This window comes from Sinorhizobium sp. GQ132 (assembly GCF_059758575.1).
Window position 1 is genome coordinate 450,667 of record NZ_JCAXDX010000001.1, and the last position, 26,654, is coordinate 477,320.

Consider the following 26,654-nt stretch of genomic DNA (forward strand, 5'->3'; position numbering starts at 1 on the left):
TCAGATCCTTCCTCCGAGTTCGTCTTCGATATGGATGCGGATGATCTCGTCGAAATTGCTTTCGGCCGTAAAGCCGAGTTCTCGGGCACGGCGAGCATCGAAGTCGGTCGCCCAGCCGGAGACGATCGTGCGGATCACCGGGTCCGGTTCGCGGCGGATGAGGCCCACGGCCTTCCGGCCGGCAATGCGGCCGAGCGCCTCTATCTCCTCGCCGACCAGCGCCGAAAGCCCCGGCATGGTGAGGTTCCGCCGCGGTCCGATGATATCGGTATCCATTCGCGCCGCATGGATGAAGAAGCCCACGGCCGAGCGCGGGCTCGCGAACCAATGCCGGACATTCTCGTCCACCGGCAGGATAGCCTCCTGGCCGACGAGCGGCTCGCGCAGGATGTTGGAAAAGAAGCCGGATGCGGCCTTGTTCGGCTTTCCGGGCCGTATGCAGATGGTCGGCAGCCGAATGCCGATACCGTCGAAGAAGCCGCGGCGGGTATAATCGGCGAGCAGCAGCTCGCAGATCGCCTTTTGCGTCCCGTAACTGGTGAGCGGCGTCGTGAGGAATTCGTCGCCGATCTTTTCCGGGAACGGCTGGCCGAAGACGGCGATAGAGGAGGCGAAGAGGACGCGCGGGAGGTAGCGCTCGCGCTGTCCCTCGCGGCGGATCGCCTCGAAGAGCGCACGCGTGCCGTCGAGATTGACCAGGTAGCCTTTGTCGAAGTCGGCCTCCGCCTCTCCCGAGACGATCGCCGCGAGGTGGAAGATCACGTCGGGCCGCGACGAGATCAGGCGCTCTGCGCTGCCCTCGGTAGACAGGTCGATGGCAAGCGTCGTCGCAAGCGACGAAAGCGCCGGAGGCACGGGCGGCTCAGCCACGTCAGCCAACGTCAGGCTGGCGATCTCGCGTCCCAGACATCCGGGCTCCGCGGCCAGCCTTTCGACCAGCTTCCGGCCGATCATGCCGGCGGCACCTATGACCATTACATGCATTTTCGGCGAACCTCCTCCTGTTCAGCCACCCGGTCGGTCCTGCTCAGCTTGACTTTCTGTTCGTTCCGTCTGCCTCCTCGTCCGCCAGCAGAGCCTTCGTCGTTTCATAGATCCGGATCAGATGATGGTGAAAGGCGGCAATGACGGCCGCCCGGTCATGCCGCCTCAAGGCGGCGACGATGTCGCTGTGATCCTTGTAGCTCGCTTCGATTGCTCCCGGCCGTGACATGGCGCTGCGCCGGTAATCCATCATATAGGTGTAAAGGTCGGTGACAAAATCGGAGAGCAGCGGATTGCCACAGGCCCGGTAGATCGCCACGTGGAACTCGCGGTCGCAGATCAGAAAGCGCATTGCGTCGTCACCGCAGATCTTCTGCGCATCGAGAAGGCTGTCAAGCTTGCGCAGCGCCTCTTCGTCGATGTTTTCGGCCGCGTCGCCGACCACCTTCAACTCGATATGGAGCCTTGCGGCGTGAACGTCCTCGAGATCGTAGCTGTCGATCGCGTTCGGAGAAGCGATCGTCACCGTGACATGGCTGAGATCGACATTCCCGACGCGGGTTCGGCTTCCTTGCGACACCTCGACCACACCGCGCGCCGCCAGCGTCTGGATTGCGCCGCGCACGGTTTCGCGGCTCACATGGAGCACGCTCGCAAGCTCGCGTTCGCCCGGCAGCACGTCGCCGGGCCTCAGCATGTTGGTCGCAACCAGCACCATAAGCTTGTCGGCGATGAGGTCGCGCGCGGTACGGCGTTCGAGGCTCTTCCCGACTTTCGGCATATGCGTGAGGATTGGACTTCCGTTCACCGCGGCCTCCCAACTGATCCACTGGTTGGTCCAGCAGATCAGTATGACGAATAGAGGGCTTGTCGGAAGGTGCGGTCAAGACATGTTCGTTGCGGCAGCGCACCAATAATGCACGGCGCCGTTGTGCGGCGCCGTGTGAGCGGCAAAACGCGGAACCAGCCCGGTTGTGAATAGATGCAAGGAGGCACTCTATCCGTGATCATGTCCCTCATGGTCGCCGAGCGACGGCAGGTCGAGGCTGAAGGTTTTGGCAAGATCGGCGACTTGCTGCGGGCTGAGATAGCGGGGATTGAGGTTGCGCAGCAACAGGTAGAGCTTTGCGGTCTCTTCCAGTTCCTCCGTCGCAAAGACCGCGGCCTCCAGACTGTCGCCGGCGACGACGGGACCGTGATTGGAAAGCAGCACGGAGGAATATTTGCCCGCAAGCCCGCGGATCGCATCGGCGACGGCCGGGTCTCCGGGGCGGTAATAGGGCACGAGCGCAGTCTCCCCGGCCCGCATGAGGTAATAGGGCGTCATCGGCGGAAGGGCCGCTTGCGGATCGATCTCCGGCAGCATCGTCAGCGCGACCGCGTGGGTCGAATGGAGATGCACGATGGCACGGGCGCTGCCGCGAGTCTCGTAGAGGGCGGAATGAAGCGGGATCTCCTTGGTCGGCTTGTCGCCCGAGACAAGCCGGCCGCCGGCATCGAGGCGCGAAATACGCGCTGGATCGAGGAAGCCGAGCGAGGCATTGGTGGGCGTCACCAGCCAGCCGCCGTCATCGAGTTTCATCGATATGTTTCCGGAAGAGCCGGGGGTCAGGCCCCGCTCGAAGAGAGAGCGGCCGTAGCGGCAGATTTCCTCGCGAAGACGCGTTTCGGACATTGGTGGTCCTTTCGTTCAGGCTGTATCGCCTTCCATCAGTTCAAATCCAAGATCGGCGATGTGAGACGGGTGATCGTTGATGACCAACTCGGCCGCCAGCTTTCCCGTCGCGACGCGAGGCGTGCGAATGGTCGTCAGAGGCTGCGGCGTGGCCTGGCCGATATCGAGGCCGTTATGGCCGAAAAGGGCGAGCCTGGTTGGGACGGAAATGGCGCATGCAAGACAATGAAAATATCCGCCGAGCGCCATGTCGTCGTTCGAGAAATAGACCGCATCGAGTCCCGGCGCCCTTCGAAGAAGCTGATCGAGCCCCGTCCGCCCGCTTCCAACCGAAGAAGCGCCCGGACGGATTTCCCGATCCACAAGGGCGACGCCGGCCAGGTTCAGCGCTTCACGGAAGCCGTCGAAGCGTTTGCCGGCGCGTGTGTCGCGGTCGAGATCGTGGCCGACATAGCCGATCCGGCGATAACCGCGCTTCAACAGGAATTCGGCGCTCGCCCGACCCGCCTCACGATTGGAAAAGCCGACCGCCAGGTCTATGGCGCTCCCGTCGATGTCGAGCAGTTCGACGACGCGACAGCCGCTCGCCCGCAGCATCTTGAGCGTGCCTTCCGTATGCTCGAAGCCGGCAAGCATCACCGCCGTCGGCCGCCAGGCGAGCATGGCGGCGACGAGGGCCTCCTCGCGCTCCGGCTCATAGTCCGTCACGGAAAAGACGGCCTGATAGCGATTTTCCTCCAGAACGGCGCCTGCCCCCCGCAGCACGTCCGGGAACACGATGTTGGTGAGCGACGGGATGACGAAGGCGACGAGGCGGGACCCGGCCGAGGCCAAGGTTCCGGCGATCCGGTTCGGCACGTAGCCAAGCCGCTCGACCGCATCCAACACGCGCTCGCGGGCCTTGCCGGAGAACGAGCCGTGATTGCGCAGCACGCGGGAAACCGTGCTTTCACCCACGCCCGCGGCTTCCGCCACCTCTGCGAGCGTTACGGGTGTCTGCTGCTTGAAGTCCGTCGCCACTTCGCGCCTGTTCCAGTTTAACGAGACCGTTCACGGCTCTCATCGACTTCGTAGGCGGATTTTTTTGGCAGCGCTACCAATATTGGTTGGCAGCGCTGCCAATAATCCCTAGAACGAGTGACCGGCAACTGGAGGAGACGAAATGGCATCGAAGATCGCAGTGCTCGGGCTCGGCTCGATGGGCTTCGGAATGGCGTGCTCGCTGAAAAGCGCGGGCCTCGACGTGTCTGGCTACGACGTTGCCCCGCCCGCAGTGGAACGTTTCGTTGCCGAAGGCGGTCGCGGAGCGGGCACGCCAGGCGAAGCCGTGACGGGCGCCGACATCGTCGTTTCGGTGGTCGTGAGCGGCGCGCAGACCGAAGCCGTTCTGTTCGGCCGGGATGGTGTTGCAGACGCGATGAAGCCCGGCGCCGTCTTCATATCGTCCGCGACAATGGATCCGGCGATCGCGCGCGACCTGGCGCAGCGGCTCGAAGGACTGGGGTTTCACTATCTCGACGCGCCGATCTCAGGCGGCGCGGCAAAGGCATCGAAGGGCGAACTGACGATCATGGCCTCGGGATCGCCGCAGGCCTTCGCCGCCGCCCGACCGGCCCTCGACGCCATGGCCGCCAAGGTCTACGAACTCGGCGAGACCGCCGGGACCGGCGCCGCCTTCAAGATGATCAACCAGCTTCTGGCCGGCGTGCACATCGCAGCCGCCTGCGAAGCGATCGCCTTTGCGGCGAAACAAGGGCTGGACCTCGACAAAGTATACGAGGTGATCACCGCCTCGGCCGGCAATTCCTGGATGTTCGAGAACCGCATCCCGCATGTGCTGGCGGGAGATTACGCCCCGCTGAGCGCCATCGAGATTTTTGTGAAGGACCTCGGCATCGTCCAGGATATGGCGCGCGCGGAGCGCTATCCGGTGCCGCTCGTGGCGGCCGCACTGCAGATGTATCTTGCAGCCTCGGGCACAGGCATGGGGCGCGACGACGATTCCTCCCTCGCGCGGCTCTACGCCCAGCTCTCCGGGGCCACGTTGCCCGGCACGAATAACCCCTAAGGAAAACGCGCATGCCCGTATTTGCCGCCAATCTGACGATGATGTTCACCGAGTGGCCGTTCCTCGACCGCTTCGACGCGGCCGCCGACGCCGGGTTCGCCGCCGTCGAGTACCTTTTTCCCTACGAGGTGCCTCCGGAAGCGATCGCCGAACGGCTTGCCCGCAACAGGCTCGAGCAGGCGCTGTTCAACCTGCCGCCGGGCGATTGGGCAGCCGGCGAGCGCGGAATCGCCGCCCTGCCCAGCCGCTTCGACGGGTTGAAATCGGATGTCGACAAGGCGCTCGACTACGCGGCGGCGACCGGCGCCAAGCGCCTGCACCTGATGGCTGGTCTTGCTGATCCGCGCGACCCGGAGGCCGCATCCCGTTACCGCCGCTCGGTCGCCTATACCGCCGGGCGCCTGGCCGACGAGGGCATCGATCTCCTCGTCGAGCCGATCAACGGGCGCAACATGCCGGGATATTTCCTCAACGATTTCGGGACCGCCGAGCGGCTCATCGCCGAACTGGCGCTCCCCAACCTGAAGCTGCAATTCGACATCTATCACCGGCAGATCCTGCACGGCGACGTCGCAATGGCTCTCCGCCAACTGATGCCGGTCACCGGCCACATCCAGATCGCCAGCGTGCCCTCGCGGCACGAGCCCGATGGCGAGGAGTTGAACTATCGCTACCTCTTTGATGAAATCGACCGGCTCGGCTATGGCGGCTTCGTCGGTTGCGAATATAACCCGCGCGGCCGGACGCTGGACGGCCTCGGCTGGTTCAAACCCTTTCGACGGAGCTGACCCATGACAATCCTGCTCGGATCGATCGCCGACGACTACACGGGCGCCTCCGATCTTGCGAATACGCTGACGAAGAACGGGCTTCGCACCGTGCAGACGGTCGGCATTCCCGATCCATCGCTCGCCCTGCCCGACGTCGATGCAGTGGTCGTTTCCCTGAAGATCCGGTCGGTCGCAGCGGAGGAGGCCGTGGCCGCCGCCCTCGCGGCCGAAAGCTGGCTGCGCGGCCGAGGCGCCGCCCATGTGCTCTACAAGATCTGCTCCACCTTCGATTCGACGGATCTCGGCAATATCGGGCCGGTGACCGAAGCGCTTCTGAGCGTCTCGGGCGGCGACATCGCCCTCGTTACGCCGGCCTTTCCGGAAACGGGGCGAACCGTCTATCTCGGCCATCTTTTCGTCAACGGCCAGCCGCTCGACGAAAGCCCGTTGAAAGACCACCCGCTCAACCCGATGCGCGATGCCAATCTGGTGCGGGTGCTCACCCGCCAGTCGCGCGGCAAGGCCGGCCTCATCGACCTGCCGACCGTCACGCGCGGAGCCGATGCGATAAAGGCGAGGCTCGATCGGTTACGCGCCGAAGGCGCCGCCGCGGCTATCGCGGATGCGGTCTTCGAACGCGATCTCGAAACGCTCGGCGAAGCGGCGCTCGAAATGCCCGTCTCCACCGGCGCGTCCGGCCTGGGTCTCGGCCTCGCCCGCGCGATTCTGCGCTCCGGCCGGGCTTCGGCAAGCGACGGGGAAAGCGACGCCATCCGCTCCGTCGGCGGTCTTGCCGCGGTGGTCGCAGGCAGTTGTTCGGCGGCAACGCTGAAGCAACTCGACGCGGCGGAACGCCATATGCCGGTGCTGCGGCTCGACACGGAAAAGCTCCTCGCCGGATCGGACGAGATTTCCGCAGCCGTCGCCTGGGCCGGGGAACGGATTGCCCAAGGCCCCGTCGCCATCGCCGCGAGTGCCGCGCCGGAGGTCGTTTCGCGTCTGCAGGCGCGCTACGGGCGAGAGGCATCCGGGCACGCGATCGAAACGGCAACCGCCGCGATCGCCGGCGAACTGGTAGAGCGCGGCGTGAGACGCCTCGTCGTCGCCGGCGGAGAGACCTCCGGCGCGACCGTCGACAGGCTCGGCATTCCGGCTTTCCTGATCGGTCCGGAAATCGCGCCCGGCGTCCCCGTGCTGAGGACGATCGGCACTGCCGGAAACGACATGTTGCTGGCGCTGAAATCGGGCAATTTCGGCGGCGAGGATTTCTTCGCCACGGCACTGTCGATGATGCGGTGAGAGGGAGGGCGGTCCCCCTCGTCCGCCGCCCCCCGCTGCACGCTTCCTCAAATCGGACCGAGTAGAGCATGCAGACTTTGCGTTTGCCGCAGCGCGTCCGCGCGACGGCTCTTACAGGCCGTTGTCCTTCAGGATCTGCGCGGCGTTTTCCTTGGTCACCTTCATCGTGTCGAGCGTGACGGTCTTTTCGACCTTTTCCCCCTTCAGGAACTTCACCGCCTGGCGGAAACCCTCTGCTCCCGGCGTCGCATAGAGGAAGGTCGCGGTGAGTTCGCCGTTGTTGACCCAGGTCACGCCTTCGTTCGGGAGCGCGTCGATGCCGATGAACTTCATTTCCTTCTCACGACCTGCGTCCTTCGCCGCCAGATAGGCGCCATAGGCCATCGGATCGTTGTGGCCGTATACGAGATCGATCTTCTCGTTGTTGCGCAGCGTCGTCGCCATGATGTTGTAGGCCTGGTCCTGCTTCCAGTCGCCGGATTGCTGATCGAGAAGGTTCTTGATGCCGGGCTCCTTGTCGGTGAACTCGTGGAAGCCGTCGTGGCGGTCGTGCGCCGGCTGGGTGCCCATGCCGCCCCATATCTCGACGATATTGCCCTGAGCCTTGCCCTTTCCGCCGAGAAGCTCGACCGCATATTCGCCGGCCGCGCGGCCGATCAGTTTGTTGTCGCCGCCGACGAACTGGGTGTACTGGTCGGTCTCGACGTTGCGGTCGAGAACGAAGACCGGGATCTTGGCATCGATCGCCTGCTGCACCACGCCGGTGAGCCCTGCGGACTCTTTCGGCGACACGAGCAAGGCATCCACCTCCTGGCGAATGAGGTTCTCGACGTCTGCCACCTGCTTTTCCGTCCTGTCCTCACCGTCGGTTATGATCAGCTCGACGTCCGGATGCTTTGCCGCCTCGGCGATGATGTCCTTGTTGAACTGCGCACGCCACGGTTCGATCGTCGTCGCCTGGCTGAAGCCGATGCGAAACTTCTTGTCCTGAGCCAGGGCGTCGTGCGCCGGCATGAGCACGGTCGTCGCGGCGAGAACGGCGGCGACCGCCGTCAGTTTGATGATGTCACGGCGTTTCATTTCTTCTTTCCTCCCATTGTCATGGATAACGTCTCTCCCGACGTCCGCTCCTCGGCGGACGTATCTCCTTGAGCCGGACGCCGGCTTGCGCCCGGCAGCCGCAATTGCGCGAGAAGGTCGTAGGCATTGCGCTCCTGAACGAGCACCGTGCCGATGATGATCACGCCCTTCAGTACCAGCTGAAGATTGGAATTGATGTTGTGGAGCTGCAGGATGTTGGAGAGCAGGCCGAAGATCAGGACCCCGCAGAACGTCCCGGCAAGGCTCCCGCGCCCTCCCATCAGGCTCGTCCCGCCGATGACCACCGCCGCGATCGCATCCAGTTCGAGGCCCGCGCCGGCGTCCGGCTTGCCCTGGCGGTACTGGGCCACATAGAGGACCGCGGCGATGCCCGCGAGAAGACCCGATACCGCATAGGTGACGATCTTCACCCGGCCCGCATTGATGCCGGAAAGGCGCGCCGCCTCCTCGTTTCCGCCGATCGCATAGACATAGCGGCCGAATGGGGTGAACCGCAGCACGGCGCCATAGAGAAGAATCGCGACGATGAAGAATATGCCGGGCATGGGCACGACGCCGAAGACGAGCTGCCGCAGCATATCGAAATCGGCGGTAGCATTGCTGCCGGTATAGACCGGCAGAACGGCATTGTTCTGCCCGGCGGTGAGCCGGGCGATGCCGAGCGCCGTGACCATCATGGCAAGCGTGACGATGAAGGGCTGCAATCGTCCGACCACGATGATCGCGCCGTTGACCGCGCCGAACATGAGTCCGACCGCCGGCGCCACGAGCAGAACGCCGAGCACGCCGAATTTCGTCTGCATCTGAGGCAAGAGGAAACTTAGAACCAGGGCACAGAGAACGATGCCGGCTGCGGCGGGCAGAACGGTACCGCGGGTCCGGTCAAGCCGGATGTCGCGGACATGTGTAACGCCCGCACGTGATTTCTCGATATTCAGGAAGACGAAGCGTACTGCCGCCGCACCGCCGACCAGAACGGCAAGCCCGACGGACGGCAGCCCCAGATAGAGGGCGGCCGTGTCCCCCGGAACGGTCAGGAGCATCGCGCAGACGACGGTGCAGATCGCCATCAGCGAGCCGACCGAAAGGTCTATGCCGCCGGTCAGAATGACGGCCGTCATGCCGGTGGCGATCAGCCCGGTGGTCGATACCTGCCGCAACACGTCGAGGAGATTGCCGGAGGAGAGAAAGATGTTCCTGCCCGACGACGTCGCCGGCGAGGACAGGACTCCGATCAGGAAGATGGCGATCAGCCCCCAATAGAGTTTCGTACGGGAGAGAGCCTTCAGGAAATTCATGCAACCGCCCTTCCGCGTGCGCTCCGCGGGGCGGCGAGCTGCATGATGCGCTCCTCGCTCGCCTCCTCCCGCGAGATGAGCCCGGTCTGCCGTCCCTCGGCCATCACCAGAATGCGGTCGGCGAGGAGCAGGAGTTCCGGCAGTTCGGAACTGACCACCACGATCGCCAGCCCGTCGCCGGCGAGCTTGAAAATGAGATCGTAGATCTCGCGCTTCGCACCGACGTCGATGCCGCGCGTCGGCTCGTCGAGCAGAAGGACACGCGGACCGGTCGCCAGCCACTTGCCGATGACGACCTTCTGCTGGTTGCCGCCGGACAGGGTTCCGGCCGCCTGATCGGTGCTCGCACAGCGCACGCCGAGCGCATCGACCGCCCCTTTCGCGAGCGCACGCTCGCCTCCGAAGGAGCGCAGCCCGAATCGGGCGAGCCTTCCAACAAGCGGCAGGGCCACATTGTCTCGGATCGATTCGTGAAGATGCAGCCCCTTCGCCTTGCGGTCCTCCGTCACCAGAGCAAAACCGAGGCGGCGAGCATCGCGTGGCGAGCGGATATCGACGGCGATGCCGTCCAGCCGGATTTCACCGCCGCGAAGGCCTTCATTCGATGCAAAGATCGTCTCCAGGATTTCCGTGCGTCCCGCGCCGAGCAAGCCGCCGATGCCGAGGATCTCGCCGGCGCGAACGTCGAAGCACACGCCCTTCAGCACGTCGCGCCAGCCATGACGTCCGGGAACGGCAAGCGACAGGTCCCTGACCGAAAGGACGGGCTCGCCGCCGCCTTTGCCCCGGTCGGCCGGGTGCGCGTCGAGGAGGTTGCGACCCACCATTGCGGCGATGATCGTATTCTCGTCCAGTCCGGCCATCGGCCGGGTCCAGACATGCCGGCCGTCGCGGAAGACGGTGACCCGGTCGCTGAGCTGCATCACCTCGTCGATCCGGTGCGAAATATAGATGATGCCGACGCCGTCGGCCGCGAGTTGCCGCATGATCTTGAAGAGGCGCCGACACTCGCCGGGCGAAAGCGCCGAGGTCGGTTCGTCCATGATCAGAATGCGCGCTTCAACGGAGAGGGCCTTCGCGATCTCGACGAGCTGTTGTTCGCCCACCCGCAACTGCCCGACGCGCGCCTCCGGGTCGAGTTCGATGCCGAGACGGTTCAACAGCCCTCGTGCGGCCTCCAGGCTCGCCTTGCGATCCACGAAAAGACCGGCGATCACCCGTTCGCGGCCGAGAAAGATGTTGTCGGCGACGCCGAGTTCGGGGACGAGGTTGAGTTCCTGATGGATGATGGCGATTCCGGCCGCCTCGGCATCGCGCACATTGGAGAAGCGGGCGGTTTCTCCATCGACGCGGAAGGTGCCCTCGTAGTCCGGGTAGACGCCGGACAGGACCTTCATCAGCGTCGACTTGCCGGCGCCATTCTCGCCCATGAGCGCATGGATTTCGCCCGCGCGCAGTTCGAAGCGCACATCCTTGAGCGCCGCGATGCCGCCGAACGATTTCGAAACCGCTTCAGCCGCCAGAACTGGCCGGCCGGATTCTTTGGTGACCGAATCACGGGGGATAGCATCGCGCATGATATTGGCAGCCTCCCTACCGCCGACATCTGACGCTCTATTCACCTATTTCCCGCAGCCTATTCTAAACGTTTCGATGATGTCAAGCAGGCCGTTCCGGGCTCGATTGCCTAATTCCTGCATTTCAAATAGAGTTTCGCAAGCGAACCATCGAAACGTTTCAGAAGAAATGCAGCAGCGACGAAATTCACGGAAATCCGGTGCACCGACCATGCTCGACGTCGCCAAGGCGGCGCATGTCTCTGTGGCGACGGTCTCGGCCGTGATCAACGGCTCGGCCCCGGTCAGTCCGGAATTGCGCAGCCGCATAGAGCAGGCGATCGGCCTCATAGGCTACAAGCGCAACGCGATCGCCCGCAGTCTCAAGCTCGGCACGACCCGCACCGTAGGCCTGATGGTTGCTGATATCACCAATCCCTTCTTCACCGATGTCGTGGCGGTGATCCAGGACGTGCTGCATCGGGCCGGCTACGCCGTGATGCTCTGCTGCAACGACGAGGACGTTGCCTTGCAGGACGAGCAGATCGCCCTGTTGATCGACCGGAGCGTGGACGGCCTGATCATCGCGCCGGCCGGAGACGACGAGACGCTGAAGCGCATGATCGCGAGCGCCAATCTTCCAACCGTGCTGATCGACAGGCTTTGCGACGGCATCGACACCGATGCGGTCGTGCTCGACAATCGTCGCGCGGTTCAGGACGCAACGGTCTATATGCTCGGCCTCGGCCATCGGCGCATCGGCTATATTTCGGGCTCGCTCGACACTTCGACCGGGCGGGAGCGTCTTGCCGGCTATCGGGCAGCGTTGGAAGCGGCGGGCCTCCCCTGCGAGGAGGACCTGATCCGGATCGGCAATTTTCGGGAGAAGGACGCCTACACTGCGGCGATCCAGCTGCTGACGAGTCCCGAGCGGCCAACGGCGGTTTTCTCAGCCAACAACCTGATGGTCATCGGGGTGATGAAGGCGATCCGGGACATCGGCCTTCGCTGCCCGGACGACGTTTCGGTCGCAAGCTTCGACGATTTTCCCTGGGCCGACGTCTTCCAGCCGCATCTGACGACGATCGCCCAGCCAGTCCAGGCGATCGGCGAACAGGCCGCGCAGCTCGTGCTCGACCGCCTTTCCGGCGCTAGCCCGGAAGCGCCGCGCCGGCTCGTGCTTCAGGGAAGACTGGTGATTCGCGACTCCTGCCGGCCGGCCGGCAGCCTGGCGCCGCGCGCGATCGCCTGACCCATTTTCGCAAAAGGATCGCGCTATCGGGCGTCAGTCGTCGTGCAAGGCGCGAGCGATCGGCGGGCCGAAATTCAAGTCGCGGAACCTTGCCGCAAACCCGGCGCGCTCCGGCGAACAGGCCGTGACGCCGGCCTCGGCCTCGGCGGCGGAAAAGGGACAGAGCCGTGCCATCTGCCAGCGTTCCTCGCCAAAGCGGAATTGCACCCGCACCGCATCGTCATGCCGCGTCAGCCGCACCTCCAGTGGGTCCGAAGGCGCCCTTGCGTGCAACGGAATGACCGACCAGTCCGATACGCCGCGTGTCACGACCACGCTGAAATGCATCAGTCCGTCGGTATATTCGATACCGCATTTGATCCAGTTCTGTTCGTCGAGCCGCAGCATCAGACCGGCCTGGTCGTAAAGCTGCTCATACTGGCCGACGATCGTCGCCGAGGCGGTGAAATCGCCTGAAACCGGACGAAGATAGGCATGTCCGCTGTCGCGCACGAAGCCGTAAAAGGTTTCGCGCCAGAAATCCGTCTTGGCGTCGGTCTTGAGCGACAGATAGCGTTCGTCGCCCTCCCAGCTTGCCGGCTCGTTCAGCCAGCGATAGGCGCTTGCCATTCTGTCCCTCCATCCGTCCCAGTGTTTTAATTGCTCGGCAGTTGTCGCGCACCCCACTCGCTCTTCGGGATCGCGTTGCCGATTGCGAAGCTGAAGGAAGTGACCGATGTCGTCTCGGGGCTCACTTCGCATTCGAAGTCGATGGCGTACCATGTCGACCGGCTGCGGAAGGCGCCGCCATCTGCGTTCAGGCCCGTCGGCGAGATGAAGCCCCCCGAAGGGCCGAAGGGAACGAGCATGTCCGGAAAGGCGCCGGGCATTTCGCGCCGCACCTGCTCGAGCGCTTCGATGCTGCAGAGCTGCACGATCCGCTTTTTCGGCGGCAGCCTGCCGATCGCCTGTTTCACGCGGGGGTCCGACAGGGCGTTTTCAGAATAGAGTTCCTTCGCCTGGACGAGCTGGTTCGACTGGCGTTCGGCCATGGCCTCGGCCGGCTTTTGCGCCGGGTCCGCCCTTGCTTCCTCCAGAACCGGTTTCTCCTGGGGAACAGCTGCAGCCGGCGGCGTGGCTGCGGCATCGGCCGCCTCGTTCGCTGCGCTCCGGGCATCGACGCGCAATTGCGCAAGCGCGGTCCTGCGTTCCGCCGGCTTTTCGCTGGCGGTGTTTTCCGTTTTTGCCGGGGCGGGCCGCGAGGCCTCCGGCGTCTCGCTCGGCGTTTCGGACTTCTTCGGCGCGGCCGGAGGCAATTCGGGCCGAGGCGGCTTTTCCGTTTCGACCGGCGCTGCGGCCGACTCGAATGCCTCAGGCTGAGGACGCGTTTGCTCGCTCTTGGCCACGTTCGGCTTTTGCTCGGGCTTTTCCGCACTCTTCGGCTGCGCAACAAGCTCGACGCTGACGCTTTGCTCCTTTGCCGGCGCAGACAATTCCGGCAGCCGAACCAGCAGCAAGAAGGCGAGCGCCAGGTGCAGGGCGAGCGAGGTCGGCATGCCCCAACCGGTTTCCCCCCACATTTTCCTGGCGAAGTGCTGCATTGCTCAAAGATCACGGACTCGGAAGCACCGAACCTAAGAGTTCGAGCGCCCCGCAACAAGTGCGGGACGCGCGTCGGTCAAGCGTATTCGACCTGATAAGGCTTTTCGAAGAAATGCTCCTCGAGATTGCACCCGCTGCCGCCGCGGTCGATGACGACGAATTCAGAGGTCGAACGGAGCGGCGTCAGAATTCCGTGCCAGACATTTTGCGCGATGTTGACCCCCTGCCCCGGCGCGGTCTCGAAGGCGATCGGCTCTCCGGGTTCCCCGCCTTCGTCGGGCGCGACGACCACGAGAAAGGGATTTCCCGTCAGCGGGATGAAGGCCTGGCTTCCGAGCGGATGCCGTTCCACCATCTTCAGCGTCAGGGGGATGTCGTAGGGCTCGCCCTTCAAGAGGCTGACCAGCGTTCGGGCTTCCGGGCCGCTCGTCTCCACCTTCGCAAGGTCGTGATAGCGGATGCATTTGCCGGCGTTGATCGGAAAGCTCTTCGCATCGTCAGGCTCGATGACGTCGCCGAAGGGCGCGAACTCGCCGTGTGAAAGCGGGCGGATCGGTAGAGGTATCATGGTCTTTCCTCCCTGGTTGACCAATTGCCTTTCGGCGCCGGCACCGATCACTGGATCAGCACCGCCCTGAAATCATTGACGTTCGTGCCCGTGGGCCCCGGCTTGAAAAGGTCTCCAAGCGCATCGAAGGCCGCCCAGCTGTCGTTCTTCTGAATCAGCGCTGCGGCGTCCAGGCGCCGCGCCAGCAGGCGCGCGATCGTCGTATGATCGGCGAAGGCGCCGGCATTGTCCTCGGATCCGTCGATGCCGTCGGTATCCGCGGCGAGCGCCGAGATCCCGCCGATACCGTCGATGCCGAGCGCCAGCGACAGCAGAAACTCGCTGTTGCGCCCGCCGCGACCTTCGCCCCGGACCGTCACCGTCGTTTCGCCGCCGGAAAGGATGAGGGCGGGCTTCGGAAAGGGGCGGCCGCGCAGCGCCGTCTCGCGCGCGATGGCCGCATGAACGAGCCCGACATCGCGTGCCTCCCCTTCGATCGCATCGGAAAGAATGACGGCCTCTACGCCCGCGGACCGGGCCTTGGATGCCGCGGCCTCCAGTGAGACGCCTGCCGAAGCGATCAGTCGCACCTCGTCGCGGGCAAAGCGCGGATCGGAAGGTCTCGGCGCATCCGCCGCAGCGCTCGCCAGCCAGCGCATGACCTTTTCCGGCAAAGCGAGGCGATAGCGCTCGACGATCTTCAGGGCGTCGTCACGGCTGGCTGCGTCGGCGACCGTCGGGCCGGATGCGACCAGCGCCGCGTCGTCGCCGGGAATATCGGAGACGACGAGAGAGACGACCCTGGCCGGATGGGCCGCGGCGGCAAGGCGGCCGCCCTTGATCAAGGAAACATGCTTGCGTACCGCGTTCATCGCTCTGATCGGCGCGCCCGACGCAAGTAGCGCTCGATTGACGGCGATTTCATCCTCGAGCGAAAGCCCCGGTGGTGGTGCCGGTAGGAGCGCCGAACCGCCGCCGCAGATCAGCGCCACGACCAGGTCATCCCCGGTCAGGCCGCTGACCGCCGCGAGGAGCCGCTTCGATGCCTTCAGCCCGCCCTCGTCCGGCAAGGGATGGGAGGCTTCGAGCACCTCGATCTGCCTGCAGTGCGCGCCGAAACCGTAGCGCGTGACGACCACGCCGCTGAGCGGCCCCTCCCAGGCGCATTCGAACGCCCGGGCCATCTGAGCGGCGCCTTTGCCGGCTCCGATGACGACCGTGCGCCCCTTCGGCCGCTCCGGCAGATTTGCGGCGATGACGCGTTCCGGATCAGCGGCGGACACCGCAGAGGCGAACAGGCTTTCCAGGAATTGACGCGGGTTGGCGATGGCGGCCATTGTTCCTCCCGTTTAGAAATACGCGGGCGGCGGCTCCTCCTTCCGCCGCCCGGATGCATGATCTCCCCGACGGATGAGGCCGTCGGCCGATCATGCGCGTCCTCGATCGCGACTTATGCGACCTCGTGGTTTGCCATCCGTTCGAGCGCCCGCACGAGCCCGGAGTGGTCAAGCCCGCTGTCGCCATTGGCGGCGCAATTGTTGAAGAGCTCCTGGGTTGCCGCCGTGTTCGGCAGCGAGATGCCGAGGCTTTTCGCTCCCTGCAGCGCGAGGTTCAGGTCCTTCTGGTGCAGCGAGATGCGGAAGCCCGGCTCGAAGGTACGCTTGATCATCCGATCGCCATGGACCTCGAGAATGCGCGACGATGCGAATCCGCCCATCAGTGCCTCGCGGACGCGGGCCGGATCGGCTCCTGCCTTGGACGCGAAGACCAGCGCCTCGGAGACTGCCTCGATGGTCAGTGCCACGATGATCTGGTTTGCGACCTTGGTGACCTGACCGTCGCCGCAATCGCCGACGAGCGTGATGTTCTTGCCCATCAGCTTGAAGAGCGGCAGGGCGCGTTCGAAGGAGCTCGGCTTGCCGCCGGCCATGATGCTGAGAGAGGCGTTCTTGGCGCCGACCTCGCCTCCGGAAACCGGCGCGTCGATATATTCGGCACCGGTTTCGCGTATCTTCTTGGCGAACTCCTTCGTTTCGATCGGCGAGATGGAGCTCATGTCGATGACGAGCTTGCCCTCGCCCAGGCCGTAATAGACGCCATTCTCACCGAACAGGACATCCTTCACTTCCGGCGTATCCGGCAGCATCAGGATGATCGTGTCGACCGTTTCCGCGAGCGCCTTCGGCGTTTCGACGATTTCCAGTCCGTTGTCGACGAGCTCCTGACGCGGCGGGATGGCGAATTTGGACGTGATGATCTTGTGACCGGCATCCTGAAGGTGGCGCGCCATCGGCGTGCCCATGATACCCAGTCCAATGAAACCGATAGATGCCATCGTGCTTAGCTCCTGATTTGGATAATGTCTGCGGATTGTTTGCGCCGGCGCTCGATGCCGAGCCACCCAAGTCCTTCCGCGGTGGTCGTCAGCGGCTTGTATTCGCACCCGATCCAGCCGTCGTAGCCGGCGGCTTCCAGCGCGTCGAAGGCGAAGGGGTAGTTGATCTCGCCGGTCCCCGGCTCGTTGCGTCCGGGATTGTCCGCAAGCTGTATGTGCGCGATCTTTTCTCGGTAGCGCCTGTAGGTGCCGACGAGTTCGCCTTCGGTGCGCTGCTGGTGGTACAGGTCGTACTGGACGAAGAGGTTGTCGCTCCCCACCTCCTCGATGATCGACGCCGCCTGCCCGACCGTGTTGAGATAAAAGCCGGGAATATCGAAGCGGTTGATCGGTTCGATCAGGAGGCGGATGCCGCACTTGCCGAGTTCGGCCGCCGCAAGCTTCAGATTGGCGACGAGGGTCGTGCGCAGCACGCTGTCGGGCACACCGTCCGGGACAATCCCCACGAGGCAATTGACCTGACGGCAGCCGAGCGCGGTCGCATAGTCGATGGCCGTTGCGACCCCCTTGCGGAATTCGTCGATCCGATCCGGCAGGATCGCGATGCCCCGCTCGCCACCGGCCCAGTCGCCGGCCGGCAGGTTGTGCAGCACTTGCGTTAGGCCGTGGCGGTCGAGTTCGCCGCGCAGCGCCACCTTCTCGAATTCGTAGGGGAAGAGATATTCCACGCCTTCGAACCCCGCATTGGCGGCCAGTGCGAAACGGTCGAGGAACGGCGCCTCGTTGAACAGCATCGTCAGGTTCGCAGCAAATCTCGGCATGCGATCACTCCTCTGTGGTAAGCGGGATGCGGGCGGAACCGCGCAGGACGTTCTTCAATCGAGAAGGGCGGCAATCGCGGTCGGGGCATCCTCGCCGCGCTCGGCGAGTTCCTCGAACTCGACGACCGCGTTGATGTCCGCCCCCATGGCGATGTTGGTGACGCGCTCCAGGATGAATTCTATGACGACGGGCACCTGGTGCTCTTCCATCAGCGCCTGCGCCCGATCGAAGGCATCGGCGAATTCATTCGGGCTCCTGACGCGGATTGCCTTGCAGCCGAGCCCCTCGGCAACCGCCACATGGTCGACTCCGTAACCCTTCTCCGCGTCACCGTCGGCATTGATGTTGTCGAAGGCCAGACTGACCTCGAAATCCATGTTGAAGCCGCGTTGGGCCTGACGGATCAGCCCGAGATAGGAATTGTTCACGACCACATGCAGGTAAGGCAGCTTGTGCTGGGCGCCGACCGCGAGCTCCTCGATCAGGAACTGAAAATCGTAATCGCCGGAAAGCGCAACGATTTTCCGGTTCGGATCGGCGGCCCGCACGCCGAGAGCTGCCGGCAACGTCCAACCGAGCGGACCGGCCTGGCCGCAATTGATCCAGTTGCGCGGCTTGTAGACGTGCAGGAATTGCGCGCCGGCAATCTGGCTCAAGCCGATGGTCGAGACGTAGCAGGTGTCGCGGCCGAAAGTCTTGTTCATCTCCTCGTAGACACGCTGGGGTTTCAGCGGGGTCTGATCGAAATGGGTCTTGCGCAGCATCGTCCGCTTGCGCTCGCGGCACTCCTCGGCCCAGGCCGACCAGTCGCGCAGCTTGCCGGCAGTCTTCCATTCGGTCGCGACGTCGAGGAAGAGCTTGAGCGCGGCGCCTGCGTCGGAGACGATGCCGAAATCGGGCGCGAAGACGCGGCCGATCTGCGTCGGCTCGATATCGACATGGATGAACTTGCGGCTCTCCGTATAGGTCGGGACGTTACCGGTGTGGCGGTTTGCCCAGCGATTGCCGATGCCGAAGACGAAATCGGAGGCGAGCAGCGTCGCATTGCCGTAACGGTGCGAGGTCTGCAGGCCGCACATGCCGGCCATCAGCGGATGGTCGTCCGGGATGACGCCCCAGCCCATCAGTGTCGGAACGACCGGAACGCCGGTGATCTCGGCGAATTCGGTGAGAAGATCCGAAGCGTCCGCATTGATGATGCCGCCGCCGGCGACGATCAGCGGCCGCTCTGCCTCATTGAGCATGGCAAGCGCCTTTTCGGCCTGCGCACGGGTGGCGGAAGGCTTGTAGGCGGAAAGCGGCTCGTAGGTTTCCGGATCGAATTCGATCTCGGCAAGCTGTACGTCGACCGGCAGGTCGATGAGGACCGGCCCCGGCCGACCCGAGCGCATCAGATGGAAGGCCTTCTGGAAGACGAAGGGGACCAGCGCCGGCTCCATGACGGTGACCGCCCATTTGGTGACCGGCGCCGCGATTTTTGCGATGTCGACCGCCTGGAAATCCTCCTTGTCGAGACGCGCACGCGGCGCCTGCCCGGTGATGCAGAGGATCGGGATCGAATCCGCGGATGCCGAGTAGAGGCCGGTGATCATGTCCGTGCCGGCCGGGCCCGAGGTGCCTATGCAGACACCGATATTGCCGTGCTTGGCGCGGGTATAGCCCTCCGCCATGTGCGAAGCCCCCTCGACGTGGCGAGCGAGGATGTGACGGATCGATCCGCGCGCCCTGAGGGCCGAGTAGAATGGATTGATCGCCGCGCCGGGTACGCCGAAGGCGCAATCAATCCCTTCTTTTTCCAGAACATAAACCGCTGCGTCGACTGCGCGCATCTTGGCCATGGGAACTCCTCCTGTTTGATTGGAAGGTAAATCCATGCCGCCCCCGTTTCAACGAGTTTATGGAAATCATTCCCATCATATGGAAATAAAGATTTTCAACAAATAGGAGAAAATCGGATGCAATGGCTGTAGAGCATGATCTCAGGCGGCAACTGATTTGGAGACTGGCATGGAGGCGAACGGCAGGGGAAAGAGAGGGCGCAAGGCGGGAGAGAACGCCGCCCCGGCTTCCGTTCAGGTGCTGGACAGGAGCCTGTCCCTGCTGGCGATCATCGCCGAAGGGGACGGCTCGACCTTGACCGCGCTTTCGGAGCGCTCAGGCATGGCGCCTTCGACCGTGCACCGGCTGCTGACGTCGCTCGCCCAGCACGGGATGGTGGCGAACGACGCCGAGGCCGGCACGTGGACCGTCGGCGTCAAGGCTTTCGAGATAGGCAACGCCTTCCTGCGCTTCCGCAAGCTCGGCACGATCAGCCGTCCTTTCCTGAAGCGGCTCATGGACGAAAGCGGCGAGACGGCGAATATCGGCATTGAGGAAGACGGCGACGTCGTTTTCATTTCCCAGGTCGAAAGCCACGCGCCGATGCGCGCCTTCTTCCGTCCCGGGCGGCGGGGCCCGATCCACGCTTCCGGCATCGGCAAGGCCATTCTGTCGACTTGGTCCGATACGGAGATCGCCAAGACTTTGAGTGGCAGAACGCTCCCCTGCTTTACCGGTCGGACGCTCGCCACGCTGCAGGACCTGATACGCAATGTTCAGGAGATCCGCTTCCGCGGCTGGTCGGTCGATGACGAAGAGCACACGCTCGGCATGCGCTGCATCGCAGCCCCGCTCTTCAACGAGTACGGCGAGGCGATCGGCGGCATCTCGATCTCCGGCCCCACCGTCCGTATCGACGACGAGAGACTCGGCATCCTCGGCCCCGCCGTGCGCCGCACGGCGGACGAATTGACGCGCGCGATCGGCGGGCATAGGCCGGAGGAAGGCTGAAGGCGCTCCGCATCCATCTGGTCTGGTGTGTCATGCTTCGAAGTCCGTATCCGCGGCGGATGCCACAGGCAGAACGCGGAAGCGGAAGCGAGGGCGAGCGGCTCCGCCTCGACCTATCTCACCCGGAATCGGTCCTTTTGCCCGGCGAGCCTTGCGCTGCCTCCAGAAAGGCTGCGATGACGGGTCCGGGGTTCGGCCGGCTGATGACGTACACGTCGGCTTCCGGCGCGGGGTCGGCGAGCGGCCGGTAGACGACCCCCGGTCGCGAAAGAGTCCTTATGCATTCCGGGACGAGTGCGACGCCGAGCCCCGCGGCAACGAGGCTGGTGAGGGAATAGGATTCCACGACCTCGTTCGTGATATCAGGTACGAATCCCGCCGCCACGCAGCAATCATGCAGGTAGCGGGCAAAGCGGGAGTCCGCGAGCCTCAGGAAGACGAAACTTTCCTGCCGCAGGTCGCCGAGCGCGATTTTCCCGAAATCCGCCAGGCGATGGTGCTCAGGCAAGGCGATACCCACCTTCTCATGCCAGGCGACATTCGCGACGAGATCCGGATGGTTTCGAGGCCTGCGCACGAAACTGAGGTCGGTGCGATGGGACAGCAAGGCCGCCTCCTGCGCCTCGGGGTCCATTTCATGGATACGGACGAACACGCCGGGCCACGCATCCCGGAACCGCGCGATCAGGTTGGACAACGGCCCCAGCAGCACCGAGCCGGTCGTCGCAATGTTCAGCGCTCCTACCTGCCCGGAACCGATGGCGCGCGCCTGGCGGGTCGCATGCTCCACCTGGCCGAGAATCATCCGGGCGTGTTCGAGAAAGTCGGCGCCCGCCTCGGTCAGTTCGACATTGCGGCTGGAACGCTCGAACAGCCGCGTGCCGACTTCCGCCTCCAGATCTCTGATCTGCTGGCTCAATGGCGGCTGGGAGATGTTGAGACTCCTCGCTGCCGCCGTGAAACTGGCGGCCTCGGCGACAGCAACGAAATAGCGCAGGTGACGTAGCTCCATCACGAAGTCCTATCTATACATCATTCCTCTGGATCGAGTGGAACAATATATTGGACGTATCGCGGATCAAGCCTGTAAAGTTCTGGTGGAGAGGCGGAAGAACCCGTTTCACCTGGCATTCGATGGGATTCACATGCAGAAGAACTACTATTTTCCGGAAGGCGGCCACCCGCCTCAGACCAGCCTGCTTTCCGACCGCGCCATCTTCACCGAGGCCTATGCGGTCATTCCCAAGGGCGTCATGCGCGACATCGTGACGAGCTATCTGCCCTTCTGGACGAATACACGGCTCTGGGTGCTGTCGCGCCCGCTTTCCGGCTTCGCCGAGACCTTCTCGCAATATATCATGGAAGTCGGCCCTTCCGGCGGCAGCAACCGGCCGGAGACGGATCCCCGCGCCGAAGCCGTGCTGTTCGTGGTGGACGGCGAGTTCCATCTCACGCTCGGCGATGAGACGCATCTGATGCAGTCCGGCGGCTATGCCTTCATTCCGCCCGGCACCGAATGGAGCCTCAGAAACGAATCCGATGCGCCGGCGCGATTCCACTGGATCCGCAAGGCCTATGAGGAAGTCGACGGGGTTCCCCTTCCCGAACCGATCGTCACCAACGAGCGCGACATCCCCCCCTCGCCCATGCCGGAAACGGACGGGCGCTGGGCCACCACCCGCTTCGTCGATCCTTCCGACATGCGCCACGACATGCATGTCACGATCGTGACCTTCGAGCCCGGCGGCGTCATCCCGTTCATGGAAACCCATGTGATGGAACACGGACTCTACGTGCTCGAAGGCAAGGCCGTCTACCGCCTCAACAACGACTGGGTGGAGGTGGAAGCCGGCGACTATATGTGGCTCAGGGCCTTCTGCCCGCAGGCCTGCTATGCCGGCGGACCGGGCAAATTCCGCTATCTGCTCTACAAGGACGTGAACCGCCATATGACGCTCGGCAATCCGGGCAGGCTCGCCTGATATTGCAGCCTGCCGTGATCCGCCATAGCTTGGGTGCATGGCGACGCCGAAGCTGGAGGACTACCGCAAGAAGCGGAATTTTTCGAAGACGCCGGAGCCGGTCGGAAATCTGACCGGCGGCGGCAACCGATTTGTCGTGCACAAGCACCATGCGACCGCCGACCACTACGATTTGCGGCTCGAGGTCGACGGCGTCCTGAAAAGCTGGGCGGTGCCGAAGGGTCCGTCGCTCAACCCGGCCGACAAGCGGCTGGCGGTGGAGACGGAGGACCATCCCCTCGACTATATCGACTTCGAGGGCGTGATCCCCGAAGGCGAATATGGCGGCGGTCCGATGATCGTCTGGGACAAAGGCGTCTGGGCGCCGATGGGCGATGTCGAAGACGACCTGCGCAAGGGCGCCTTCAAGTTCCGCCTGGCAGGGGAGAAGCTTAACGGCGGATGGATGCTGGCCCGTCTGAAGCCTCGCCCGGGAGAAGAGGATCAGCGCAACTGGCTCCTTTTCAAGGAGCGCGATCCGGCCGCCGACACATCGATCGACATCCTTGCCGCCCGGCCGGAAAGCGTCAAATCCGGCCGGCGGATCGAGGAACTGGTGGAGAAGCCGAAGGAACCTCCAAAGGCGGTCAAGCTCAATCCCGGCGCGCTGGCCGGTGCGGCCAAGGGCGCACCACCCGAACGCATCGAACCTCAACTCGCAACACAGACGATTCTCCCCCCGGAAGCCGAAAAGAACGCGAAAAAGCCCGAGCTCTGGCTGCACGAGATCAAGTTCGACGGCTATCGCACCATGGCCCACGTTGCGGAAGGAAAGGTGCGCCTCGTCACTCGCGGCGGGCTCGACTGGACGAAGCGCTACGGAGACCTGCCGGAGGCGTTCCGGCGGCTGCCGTGCCGCGATGCCGTCATCGACGGCGAGATCGTCGTGCTGGACGAGACGGGGGTCAGCCGCTTCGCGCTGTTGCAGGATGCGCTTTCCACCGGCGCCGGCAACAGCCTCGTCTTCTACGCCTTCGACCTCCTGCATCTCAACGGCTGGAATCTTTTCGACGTCCCGCTCGAAAAGCGCAAGGCACTGCTGAAGAAATTGCTTGCAGGGCAGATCCCAAGCCGCTCGGCGATCCAGTTCAGCGATCATGTGGTGGGCGAAGGACGCGCGCTTTACGACCGGGCCTCCGAGATGGGCCTGGAAGGGATCGTCTCCAAACGCGTCTCCGCCCCCTACCGAAGCGGCCGGTCGAAGACCTGGACCAAGACGAAGGCGCTGAAGGCGGAGGATTTCGTGATCGTCGGCTACACCGTTTCGGAGGCGGCCGAGGGCATTGCGTCGCTTGCCCTCGGAGAGTGGGCCGACGGCGAGCTGGAATATCGCGGCAAGGTCGGAACCGGCTTCGACGCGCAGATGCTCAAGGAGTTGCTTGTGCGGCTCGAGCCCTTGCGGGCCGGCGCCGCAACGCTCGAAGGAGCGCCCCGGGAGATCATCTGGGTGCGGCCCTTGCTCCGGGCGCATGTCCACTACGGCAACCGGACAACCGACAACGTCCTGCGTCACGCCGTCTTCAAGGGGCTGCGCGACGTCGAGCTGTCGACGCCGGTTTCCATGTCGAGAAAGCGCCTGATCTCGGACGCGGACCTCGCAGGCATATCGATCACCAACCCGACCCGTCGGCTCTTCGGCAAGTCCGGCCCGACCAAGCTCGACCTCGCCGTCTACTACGCGATGATCGGGGATTTCATGCTGCCGCATATTCTCGGCCGTCCCGTTTCGCTGGTACGCTGCCCTACCGGCCGGACGCAGGATTGCTTCTTCCAGCGGCATCCCTTTACCGGCATGCCGCCTTCGGTCGCGACGTTCCAGGCAACCAACTCGGAAGGCGAGGCGAAAACATACCTATCGGTCGAGGACGCGAGAGGATACCTGGCGCTGGCGCAGTTCGGCGTCGTCGAATTCCACAACTGGGGCACGACACGCAAGCTGCTCGGCAAGCCGGATCGCATCGTCTTCGATCTCGATCCCGGCGAGGGCATCGCCTGGCGCGAGGTGGTCGAGGCCGCGATCCACATCAAGGCCGAACTCGAGGCGCTTACCCTCGTGCCCTTCGTAAAGACATCGGGCGGCAGGGGAGTGCACGTCGTCGTACCGGTCGTGCCGAAGCTCGACTGGAAAAAATTCCATCGGGCGGCGAGCGCGCTCGCGACCCGTCTCGCGGCCACCGCTCCGGACACCTTCACCACCACCATGGGCAAGGACAACCGCGTAAGGCGCATTTTCATCGACTTCCATCGCAACGCCCGCAGCCATACCTGGGCGGCCCCCTATTCGCTGCGCGCCCGCACCAATCTCCCCGCTTCGACCCCGCTCAGCTGGGCGGATCTGGAGACTATCGACGCTCCGGCGGATTTGAACTATTCTTCGCTGCCGGGCCTTCTGGCCACGTCCGGCGATCCCTGGGCCGATATCGACGACTTCGCGAGGGATCTGTCTATACTGTAGTCGTTGAGCGCGGGATGCAGGCGGAGACCGCATGCATTTTCCTCATCCCGCTCTGGCAGATGTGATCGTAGTGCCGCGTAGGAGACAACCATGGCACCCAGGGCAAGTTGGAAGGGCTATATCAGACTGAGTCTCGTGAGCTGTCCGGTGAGGCTTTACCCCGCCACCAGCGCAAGCGAGCGCATTTCCTTCAATCAGCTTCACAAGGACACCCATAACCGGATCAACATGAAGCCCGTCGATCCGGAGCTCGGCCTCGTCGAGCGTTCGGACCTCGTGAAGGGCTATGAATACGAAGACAAGAAATACATCATCATCGAAGACTCGGATCTGGAAAGCGTTCGGATCGAATCCAATCACACCATGAACATCGAGGCTTTCGTCGATGCCGATTCCGTCGACGTGATCTACCAGGACGCCCCCTATTATCTGGCGCCGGACGGGGCCATGGCCGAGGAAACCTTCGTCGTCCTGCGTGAAGCTCTGCGCCGAAGCGGGAAGCTCGCGATCGCCCGCCTCGTGCTGTCCAGCCGCGAAAGGGTAGTGACCATCGGTCCGCGCGAGACCGGAATGTTCGTCTGCACCTTGCGCAATCCCAACGAGGTGCGCGGCACGGCGGATTATTTCGGCAACATTCCGGTGGGCAAACCGGATCCCGAGATGCTGCAGCTTGCCGAAGCGCTCATCGAGCAGAAGACGACGACCTTCGATCCGAAGCAGTACGAAGACCGCTACGAGGTCGCGCTGATGCAGATGATCCGCGAGAAGCTCAAGGGTCACAAGCCGATCATCGCGCAGGCGCCCGAACGCGGCAACGTCGTCAATCTCATGGATGCCCTCAAGGCGAGCCTTTCGCAGGCCAAACCGCCGGCCAGGAGCAAGCCCAAGGCGGAGCCCGCGGCAAAGGAGCCCGCTGCCAAAGCCGCGGCGGCGAAACGCGTGACGGCAAAACCCGCGGCCAAGAAGAAAGCCTGATGGCGGTTGCCGGTCGGACATTCGGTATCGTGGGTGCGCTCGCCGCCTTTCCGCGGCGGCTGGCGGCGCGCGAGGTCGAGCGCCAGGGCGGACACCTCAGGCGCGGTGTCAACAGGCAGACGAAGTTCGTGGTCTTCGGGCGCGGGCTGCTCGCAAAGGCGCCGGAAGCGGAGATCGAGGCCCGCTTCGACAGCGAAAGCGGCCAGCGTCGGTGTGTGCTCAGCGAGAACGGCTTCCTCCGCCTGCTCGGACTGGCGAGCGCCCCGGAAACATCGGCGCTGACGCGGCAATCTCTCGTCGACCAGTCCGGCATCTCCCCGCGCCACCTCGATCTTCTGTCGTTGTTCGACGCTTTCGAGCATGACGGCGAGCCCTATTCTTTCCGCGATCTGATCCTCGCCAGAAAATATGCCGGACTGATGGCCAGCGGCGCGGGCTGGAGCGCGATCGCGCGCTCGGTCCACCGCTCCGGAAACGTTGCCTCCCTCACGGCGCTCTCGCTGCACCATGAACGCAAGGATGCGATCTATGCGCGACGCGCCGAAGGCTTGAGCGAGCTCGACGGTCAATTGCTGCTCGACATCGGCTCTCCCGACGAGGAGGCTCTCGAAGATCTGTTCGCTCAGGCCGAAGCGGCCGAAGAAGCGGGGGAATACGACCACGCGGCCGCGTTCTACCAGCGCTACCTTGGCATCGACCGCACCGACGAGGTTGCAGCCTTCAACCGCGCCAACTGCCTCAGGGCCGCGGGGCGGGAGGCCGAAGCGGCCCAGGACTATGTCCGCGCCATCAAGCTCGATCCTTGCTTCGTCGAGGCCTGGTTCAACCTGGCCGGCCTGATGGGCGAACGTGGCCGCACGGACACGGCCAGGCGGCATCTGAGGAGAGCGATCGAAATCGATGGCGATTACGCCGATGCCATCTTCAATCTGGCGAAGCTGGAGTTCGATGCCGGCAATCTCACCGAAGCCCGCCGCTGGTGGACGCGTTACCTCGAGCTCGATCAGCATTCCGAATGGGCACGCGCCGCAGAACGCGGCGTACAGTTCGTGAACCTTCATCTCCTCTCCAGAACGGCTGGCTGAC

Annotated in this window: 24 protein-coding genes; 9 read left to right on the forward strand and 15 right to left on the reverse strand. The window is 64.0% G+C overall.

Translation table 11 applies throughout. The features are described 5' to 3' along the window. The 4 genes from denD to AC6CIG_RS02090 form a co-directional block, all read right to left on the reverse strand. Entirely contained in the window at positions 1-984 is a 984-nt protein-coding gene (gene denD, locus AC6CIG_RS02075; protein ID WP_102763628.1) for a D-erythronate dehydrogenase, read from the reverse strand. Between the two features lie 43 nt (positions 985-1,027). Beyond that, positions 1,028-1,792, reverse strand: a complete 765-nt coding sequence (locus AC6CIG_RS02080) for a FadR/GntR family transcriptional regulator (RefSeq protein ID WP_102761658.1) — start codon at positions 1,790-1,792, stop codon at positions 1,028-1,030. A 189-nt stretch (positions 1,793-1,981) separates the two neighbouring features. After that, complete coding sequence (gene otnC / locus AC6CIG_RS02085) at positions 1,982-2,659, reverse strand: 3-oxo-tetronate 4-phosphate decarboxylase (RefSeq protein WP_102763629.1); 678 nt, start codon at positions 2,657-2,659, stop codon at positions 1,982-1,984. 15 nt (positions 2,660-2,674) lie between these two features. Further along, positions 2,675-3,679, reverse strand: coding sequence for a LacI family DNA-binding transcriptional regulator (locus AC6CIG_RS02090; RefSeq protein ID WP_102761656.1), 1,005 nt, complete (start codon positions 3,677-3,679; stop codon positions 2,675-2,677). Between the two features lie 142 nt (positions 3,680-3,821). Here AC6CIG_RS02090 and ltnD point away from each other — a divergent pair, with 142 nt between their 5' ends. The 3 genes from ltnD to otnK are packed head-to-tail and all read left to right on the forward strand — an operon-like array spanning position 3,822 to position 6,796. Beyond that, positions 3,822-4,727, forward strand: coding sequence for an L-threonate dehydrogenase (gene ltnD / locus AC6CIG_RS02095; RefSeq protein WP_127708088.1), 906 nt, complete (start codon positions 3,822-3,824; stop codon positions 4,725-4,727). Positions 4,728-4,738: 11 nt separating this feature from the next. After that, the gene (gene otnI / locus AC6CIG_RS02100) at positions 4,739-5,515 is read left to right on the forward strand and encodes a 2-oxo-tetronate isomerase (RefSeq protein WP_127708091.1); all 777 of its coding nucleotides are present in this window, start codon (positions 4,739-4,741) and stop codon (positions 5,513-5,515) included. A 3-nt stretch (positions 5,516-5,518) separates the two neighbouring features. Then, the gene (gene otnK / locus AC6CIG_RS02105) at positions 5,519-6,796 is read left to right on the forward strand and encodes a 3-oxo-tetronate kinase (RefSeq protein WP_018096257.1); all 1,278 of its coding nucleotides are present in this window, start codon (positions 5,519-5,521) and stop codon (positions 6,794-6,796) included. A gap of 111 nt (positions 6,797-6,907) precedes the next feature. Here the strand turns inward: otnK and AC6CIG_RS02110 are convergent, their stop codons facing one another. From AC6CIG_RS02110 to AC6CIG_RS02120, 3 genes are read right to left on the reverse strand one after another with little or no spacing between them, the layout of a single operon-like run. Beyond that, positions 6,908-7,876, reverse strand: coding sequence for a substrate-binding domain-containing protein (locus AC6CIG_RS02110; RefSeq protein ID WP_102763634.1), 969 nt, complete (start codon positions 7,874-7,876; stop codon positions 6,908-6,910). Beyond that, positions 7,873-9,195 carry an ABC transporter permease gene (locus AC6CIG_RS02115; protein ID WP_102763635.1) on the reverse strand — a complete coding sequence of 441 codons (1,323 nt, stop codon included), beginning with the start codon at positions 9,193-9,195 and terminating at the stop codon, positions 7,873-7,875. Before AC6CIG_RS02115 ends, AC6CIG_RS02110 begins: the two co-directional genes overlap by 4 nt. After that, positions 9,192-10,772, reverse strand: a complete 1,581-nt coding sequence (locus AC6CIG_RS02120) for a sugar ABC transporter ATP-binding protein (protein ID WP_127708094.1) — start codon at positions 10,770-10,772, stop codon at positions 9,192-9,194. The genes AC6CIG_RS02115 and AC6CIG_RS02120 overlap by 4 nt, the downstream gene beginning before the upstream one ends. A 211-nt stretch (positions 10,773-10,983) precedes the next feature. Here AC6CIG_RS02120 and AC6CIG_RS02125 point away from each other — a divergent pair, with 211 nt between their 5' ends. Then, the gene (locus AC6CIG_RS02125) at positions 10,984-12,003 is read left to right on the forward strand and encodes a LacI family DNA-binding transcriptional regulator (protein ID WP_127708098.1); all 1,020 of its coding nucleotides are present in this window, start codon (positions 10,984-10,986) and stop codon (positions 12,001-12,003) included. Between the two features lie 33 nt (positions 12,004-12,036). Here the strand turns inward: AC6CIG_RS02125 and AC6CIG_RS02130 are convergent, their stop codons facing one another. From AC6CIG_RS02130 to gcl, 7 genes are all read right to left on the reverse strand, one after another. Then, on the reverse strand, positions 12,037-12,612 hold the full coding sequence (locus tag AC6CIG_RS02130; protein ID WP_102763637.1) for a DUF1349 domain-containing protein: 576 nt from the start codon (positions 12,610-12,612) through the stop codon (positions 12,037-12,039). A 26-nt stretch (positions 12,613-12,638) separates the two neighbouring features. Further along, complete coding sequence (locus AC6CIG_RS02135) at positions 12,639-13,562, reverse strand: DUF930 domain-containing protein (protein ID WP_102763638.1); 924 nt, start codon at positions 13,560-13,562, stop codon at positions 12,639-12,641. A 98-nt stretch (positions 13,563-13,660) separates the two neighbouring features. Next, positions 13,661-14,152: an ureidoglycolate lyase gene (locus tag AC6CIG_RS02140; protein WP_018096250.1), complete on the reverse strand. Its 492-nt coding sequence runs from the start codon at positions 14,150-14,152 to the stop codon at positions 13,661-13,663. 47 nt (positions 14,153-14,199) lie between these two features. After that, entirely contained in the window at positions 14,200-15,468 is a 1,269-nt protein-coding gene (locus AC6CIG_RS02145) for a glycerate kinase type-2 family protein (protein ID WP_102763639.1), read from the reverse strand. 113 nt (positions 15,469-15,581) lie between these two features. After that, positions 15,582-16,466 carry a 2-hydroxy-3-oxopropionate reductase gene (locus AC6CIG_RS02150; RefSeq protein ID WP_018096248.1) on the reverse strand — a complete coding sequence of 295 codons (885 nt, stop codon included), beginning with the start codon at positions 16,464-16,466 and terminating at the stop codon, positions 15,582-15,584. A 5-nt stretch (positions 16,467-16,471) separates the two neighbouring features. Beyond that, entirely contained in the window at positions 16,472-17,287 is an 816-nt protein-coding gene (hyi, locus tag AC6CIG_RS02155) for a hydroxypyruvate isomerase (protein ID WP_102763640.1), read from the reverse strand. A gap of 54 nt (positions 17,288-17,341) precedes the next feature. Further along, entirely contained in the window at positions 17,342-19,126 is a 1,785-nt protein-coding gene (gene gcl, locus AC6CIG_RS02160; RefSeq protein ID WP_102761645.1) for a glyoxylate carboligase, read from the reverse strand. A gap of 169 nt (positions 19,127-19,295) precedes the next feature. Between gcl and AC6CIG_RS02165 the strand changes: the two genes are divergently transcribed. Then, on the forward strand, positions 19,296-20,117 hold the full coding sequence (locus AC6CIG_RS02165) for an IclR family transcriptional regulator (protein ID WP_018096245.1): 822 nt from the start codon (positions 19,296-19,298) through the stop codon (positions 20,115-20,117). Between the two features lie 118 nt (positions 20,118-20,235). On the opposite strand, the gene AC6CIG_RS02170 is transcribed toward AC6CIG_RS02165, so the two are convergent. Continuing rightward, on the reverse strand, positions 20,236-21,129 hold the full coding sequence (locus tag AC6CIG_RS02170) for a LysR family transcriptional regulator (protein ID WP_102761644.1): 894 nt from the start codon (positions 21,127-21,129) through the stop codon (positions 20,236-20,238). Between the two features lie 133 nt (positions 21,130-21,262). Between AC6CIG_RS02170 and AC6CIG_RS02175 the strand changes: the two genes are divergently transcribed. The 4 genes from AC6CIG_RS02175 to AC6CIG_RS02190 all read left to right on the forward strand — a co-directional run bounded on the left by AC6CIG_RS02175 (position 21,263) and on the right by AC6CIG_RS02190 (position 26,653). After that, complete coding sequence (locus AC6CIG_RS02175) at positions 21,263-22,099, forward strand: bifunctional allantoicase/(S)-ureidoglycine aminohydrolase (protein WP_102761643.1); 837 nt, start codon at positions 21,263-21,265, stop codon at positions 22,097-22,099. A gap of 37 nt (positions 22,100-22,136) precedes the next feature. Beyond that, positions 22,137-24,593, forward strand: coding sequence for a DNA ligase D (gene ligD / locus AC6CIG_RS02180; protein ID WP_498322142.1), 2,457 nt, complete (start codon positions 22,137-22,139; stop codon positions 24,591-24,593). Between the two features lie 90 nt (positions 24,594-24,683). After that, complete coding sequence (gene ku / locus AC6CIG_RS02185) at positions 24,684-25,568, forward strand: non-homologous end joining protein Ku (protein WP_018096241.1); 885 nt, start codon at positions 24,684-24,686, stop codon at positions 25,566-25,568. After that, positions 25,568-26,653 carry a tetratricopeptide repeat protein gene (locus AC6CIG_RS02190; RefSeq protein ID WP_102763642.1) on the forward strand — a complete coding sequence of 362 codons (1,086 nt, stop codon included), beginning with the start codon at positions 25,568-25,570 and terminating at the stop codon, positions 26,651-26,653. Before ku ends, AC6CIG_RS02190 begins: the two co-directional genes overlap by 1 nt. Position 26,654: the final 1 nt, after the last annotated feature.

Coding starts and splice junctions, on each gene's coding strand:
- AC6CIG_RS02150 (WP_018096248.1), bottom strand. CDS start 16,466: ATGGCATCTATCGGTTTCATTGGACTGGGTATCATGGGCACGCCGATG.
- AC6CIG_RS02130 (WP_102763637.1), bottom strand. CDS start 12,612: ATGGCAAGCGCCTATCGCTGGCTGAACGAGCCGGCAAGCTGGGAGGGC.
- AC6CIG_RS02145 (WP_102763639.1), bottom strand. CDS start 15,468: ATGGCCGCCATCGCCAACCCGCGTCAATTCCTGGAAAGCCTGTTCGCC.
- AC6CIG_RS02115 (WP_102763635.1), bottom strand. CDS start 9,195: ATGAATTTCCTGAAGGCTCTCTCCCGTACGAAACTCTATTGGGGGCTG.
- AC6CIG_RS02135 (WP_102763638.1), bottom strand. CDS start 13,562: ATGTGGGGGGAAACCGGTTGGGGCATGCCGACCTCGCTCGCCCTGCAC.
- AC6CIG_RS02175 (WP_102761643.1), top strand. CDS start 21,263: ATGCAGAAGAACTACTATTTTCCGGAAGGCGGCCACCCGCCTCAGACC.
- ltnD (WP_127708088.1), top strand. CDS start 3,822: ATGGCATCGAAGATCGCAGTGCTCGGGCTCGGCTCGATGGGCTTCGGA.
- AC6CIG_RS02170 (WP_102761644.1), bottom strand. CDS start 21,129: ATGGAGCTACGTCACCTGCGCTATTTCGTTGCTGTCGCCGAGGCCGCC.
- AC6CIG_RS02140 (WP_018096250.1), bottom strand. CDS start 14,152: ATGATACCTCTACCGATCCGCCCGCTTTCACACGGCGAGTTCGCGCCC.
- otnK (WP_018096257.1), top strand. CDS start 5,519: ATGACAATCCTGCTCGGATCGATCGCCGACGACTACACGGGCGCCTCC.
- ku (WP_018096241.1), top strand. CDS start 24,684: ATGGCACCCAGGGCAAGTTGGAAGGGCTATATCAGACTGAGTCTCGTG.
- denD (WP_102763628.1), bottom strand. CDS start 984: ATGCATGTAATGGTCATAGGTGCCGCCGGCATGATCGGCCGGAAGCTG.
- AC6CIG_RS02190 (WP_102763642.1), top strand. CDS start 25,568: ATGGCGGTTGCCGGTCGGACATTCGGTATCGTGGGTGCGCTCGCCGCC.
- AC6CIG_RS02120 (WP_127708094.1), bottom strand. CDS start 10,772: ATGCGCGATGCTATCCCCCGTGATTCGGTCACCAAAGAATCCGGCCGG.
- otnI (WP_127708091.1), top strand. CDS start 4,739: ATGCCCGTATTTGCCGCCAATCTGACGATGATGTTCACCGAGTGGCCG.
- ligD (WP_498322142.1), top strand. CDS start 22,137: ATGGCGACGCCGAAGCTGGAGGACTACCGCAAGAAGCGGAATTTTTCG.
- AC6CIG_RS02110 (WP_102763634.1), bottom strand. CDS start 7,876: ATGAAACGCCGTGACATCATCAAACTGACGGCGGTCGCCGCCGTTCTC.
- hyi (WP_102763640.1), bottom strand. CDS start 17,287: ATGCCGAGATTTGCTGCGAACCTGACGATGCTGTTCAACGAGGCGCCG.
- otnC (WP_102763629.1), bottom strand. CDS start 2,659: ATGTCCGAAACGCGTCTTCGCGAGGAAATCTGCCGCTACGGCCGCTCT.
- gcl (WP_102761645.1), bottom strand. CDS start 19,126: ATGGCCAAGATGCGCGCAGTCGACGCAGCGGTTTATGTTCTGGAAAAA.
- AC6CIG_RS02125 (WP_127708098.1), top strand. CDS start 10,984: ATGCTCGACGTCGCCAAGGCGGCGCATGTCTCTGTGGCGACGGTCTCG.
- AC6CIG_RS02165 (WP_018096245.1), top strand. CDS start 19,296: ATGGAGGCGAACGGCAGGGGAAAGAGAGGGCGCAAGGCGGGAGAGAAC.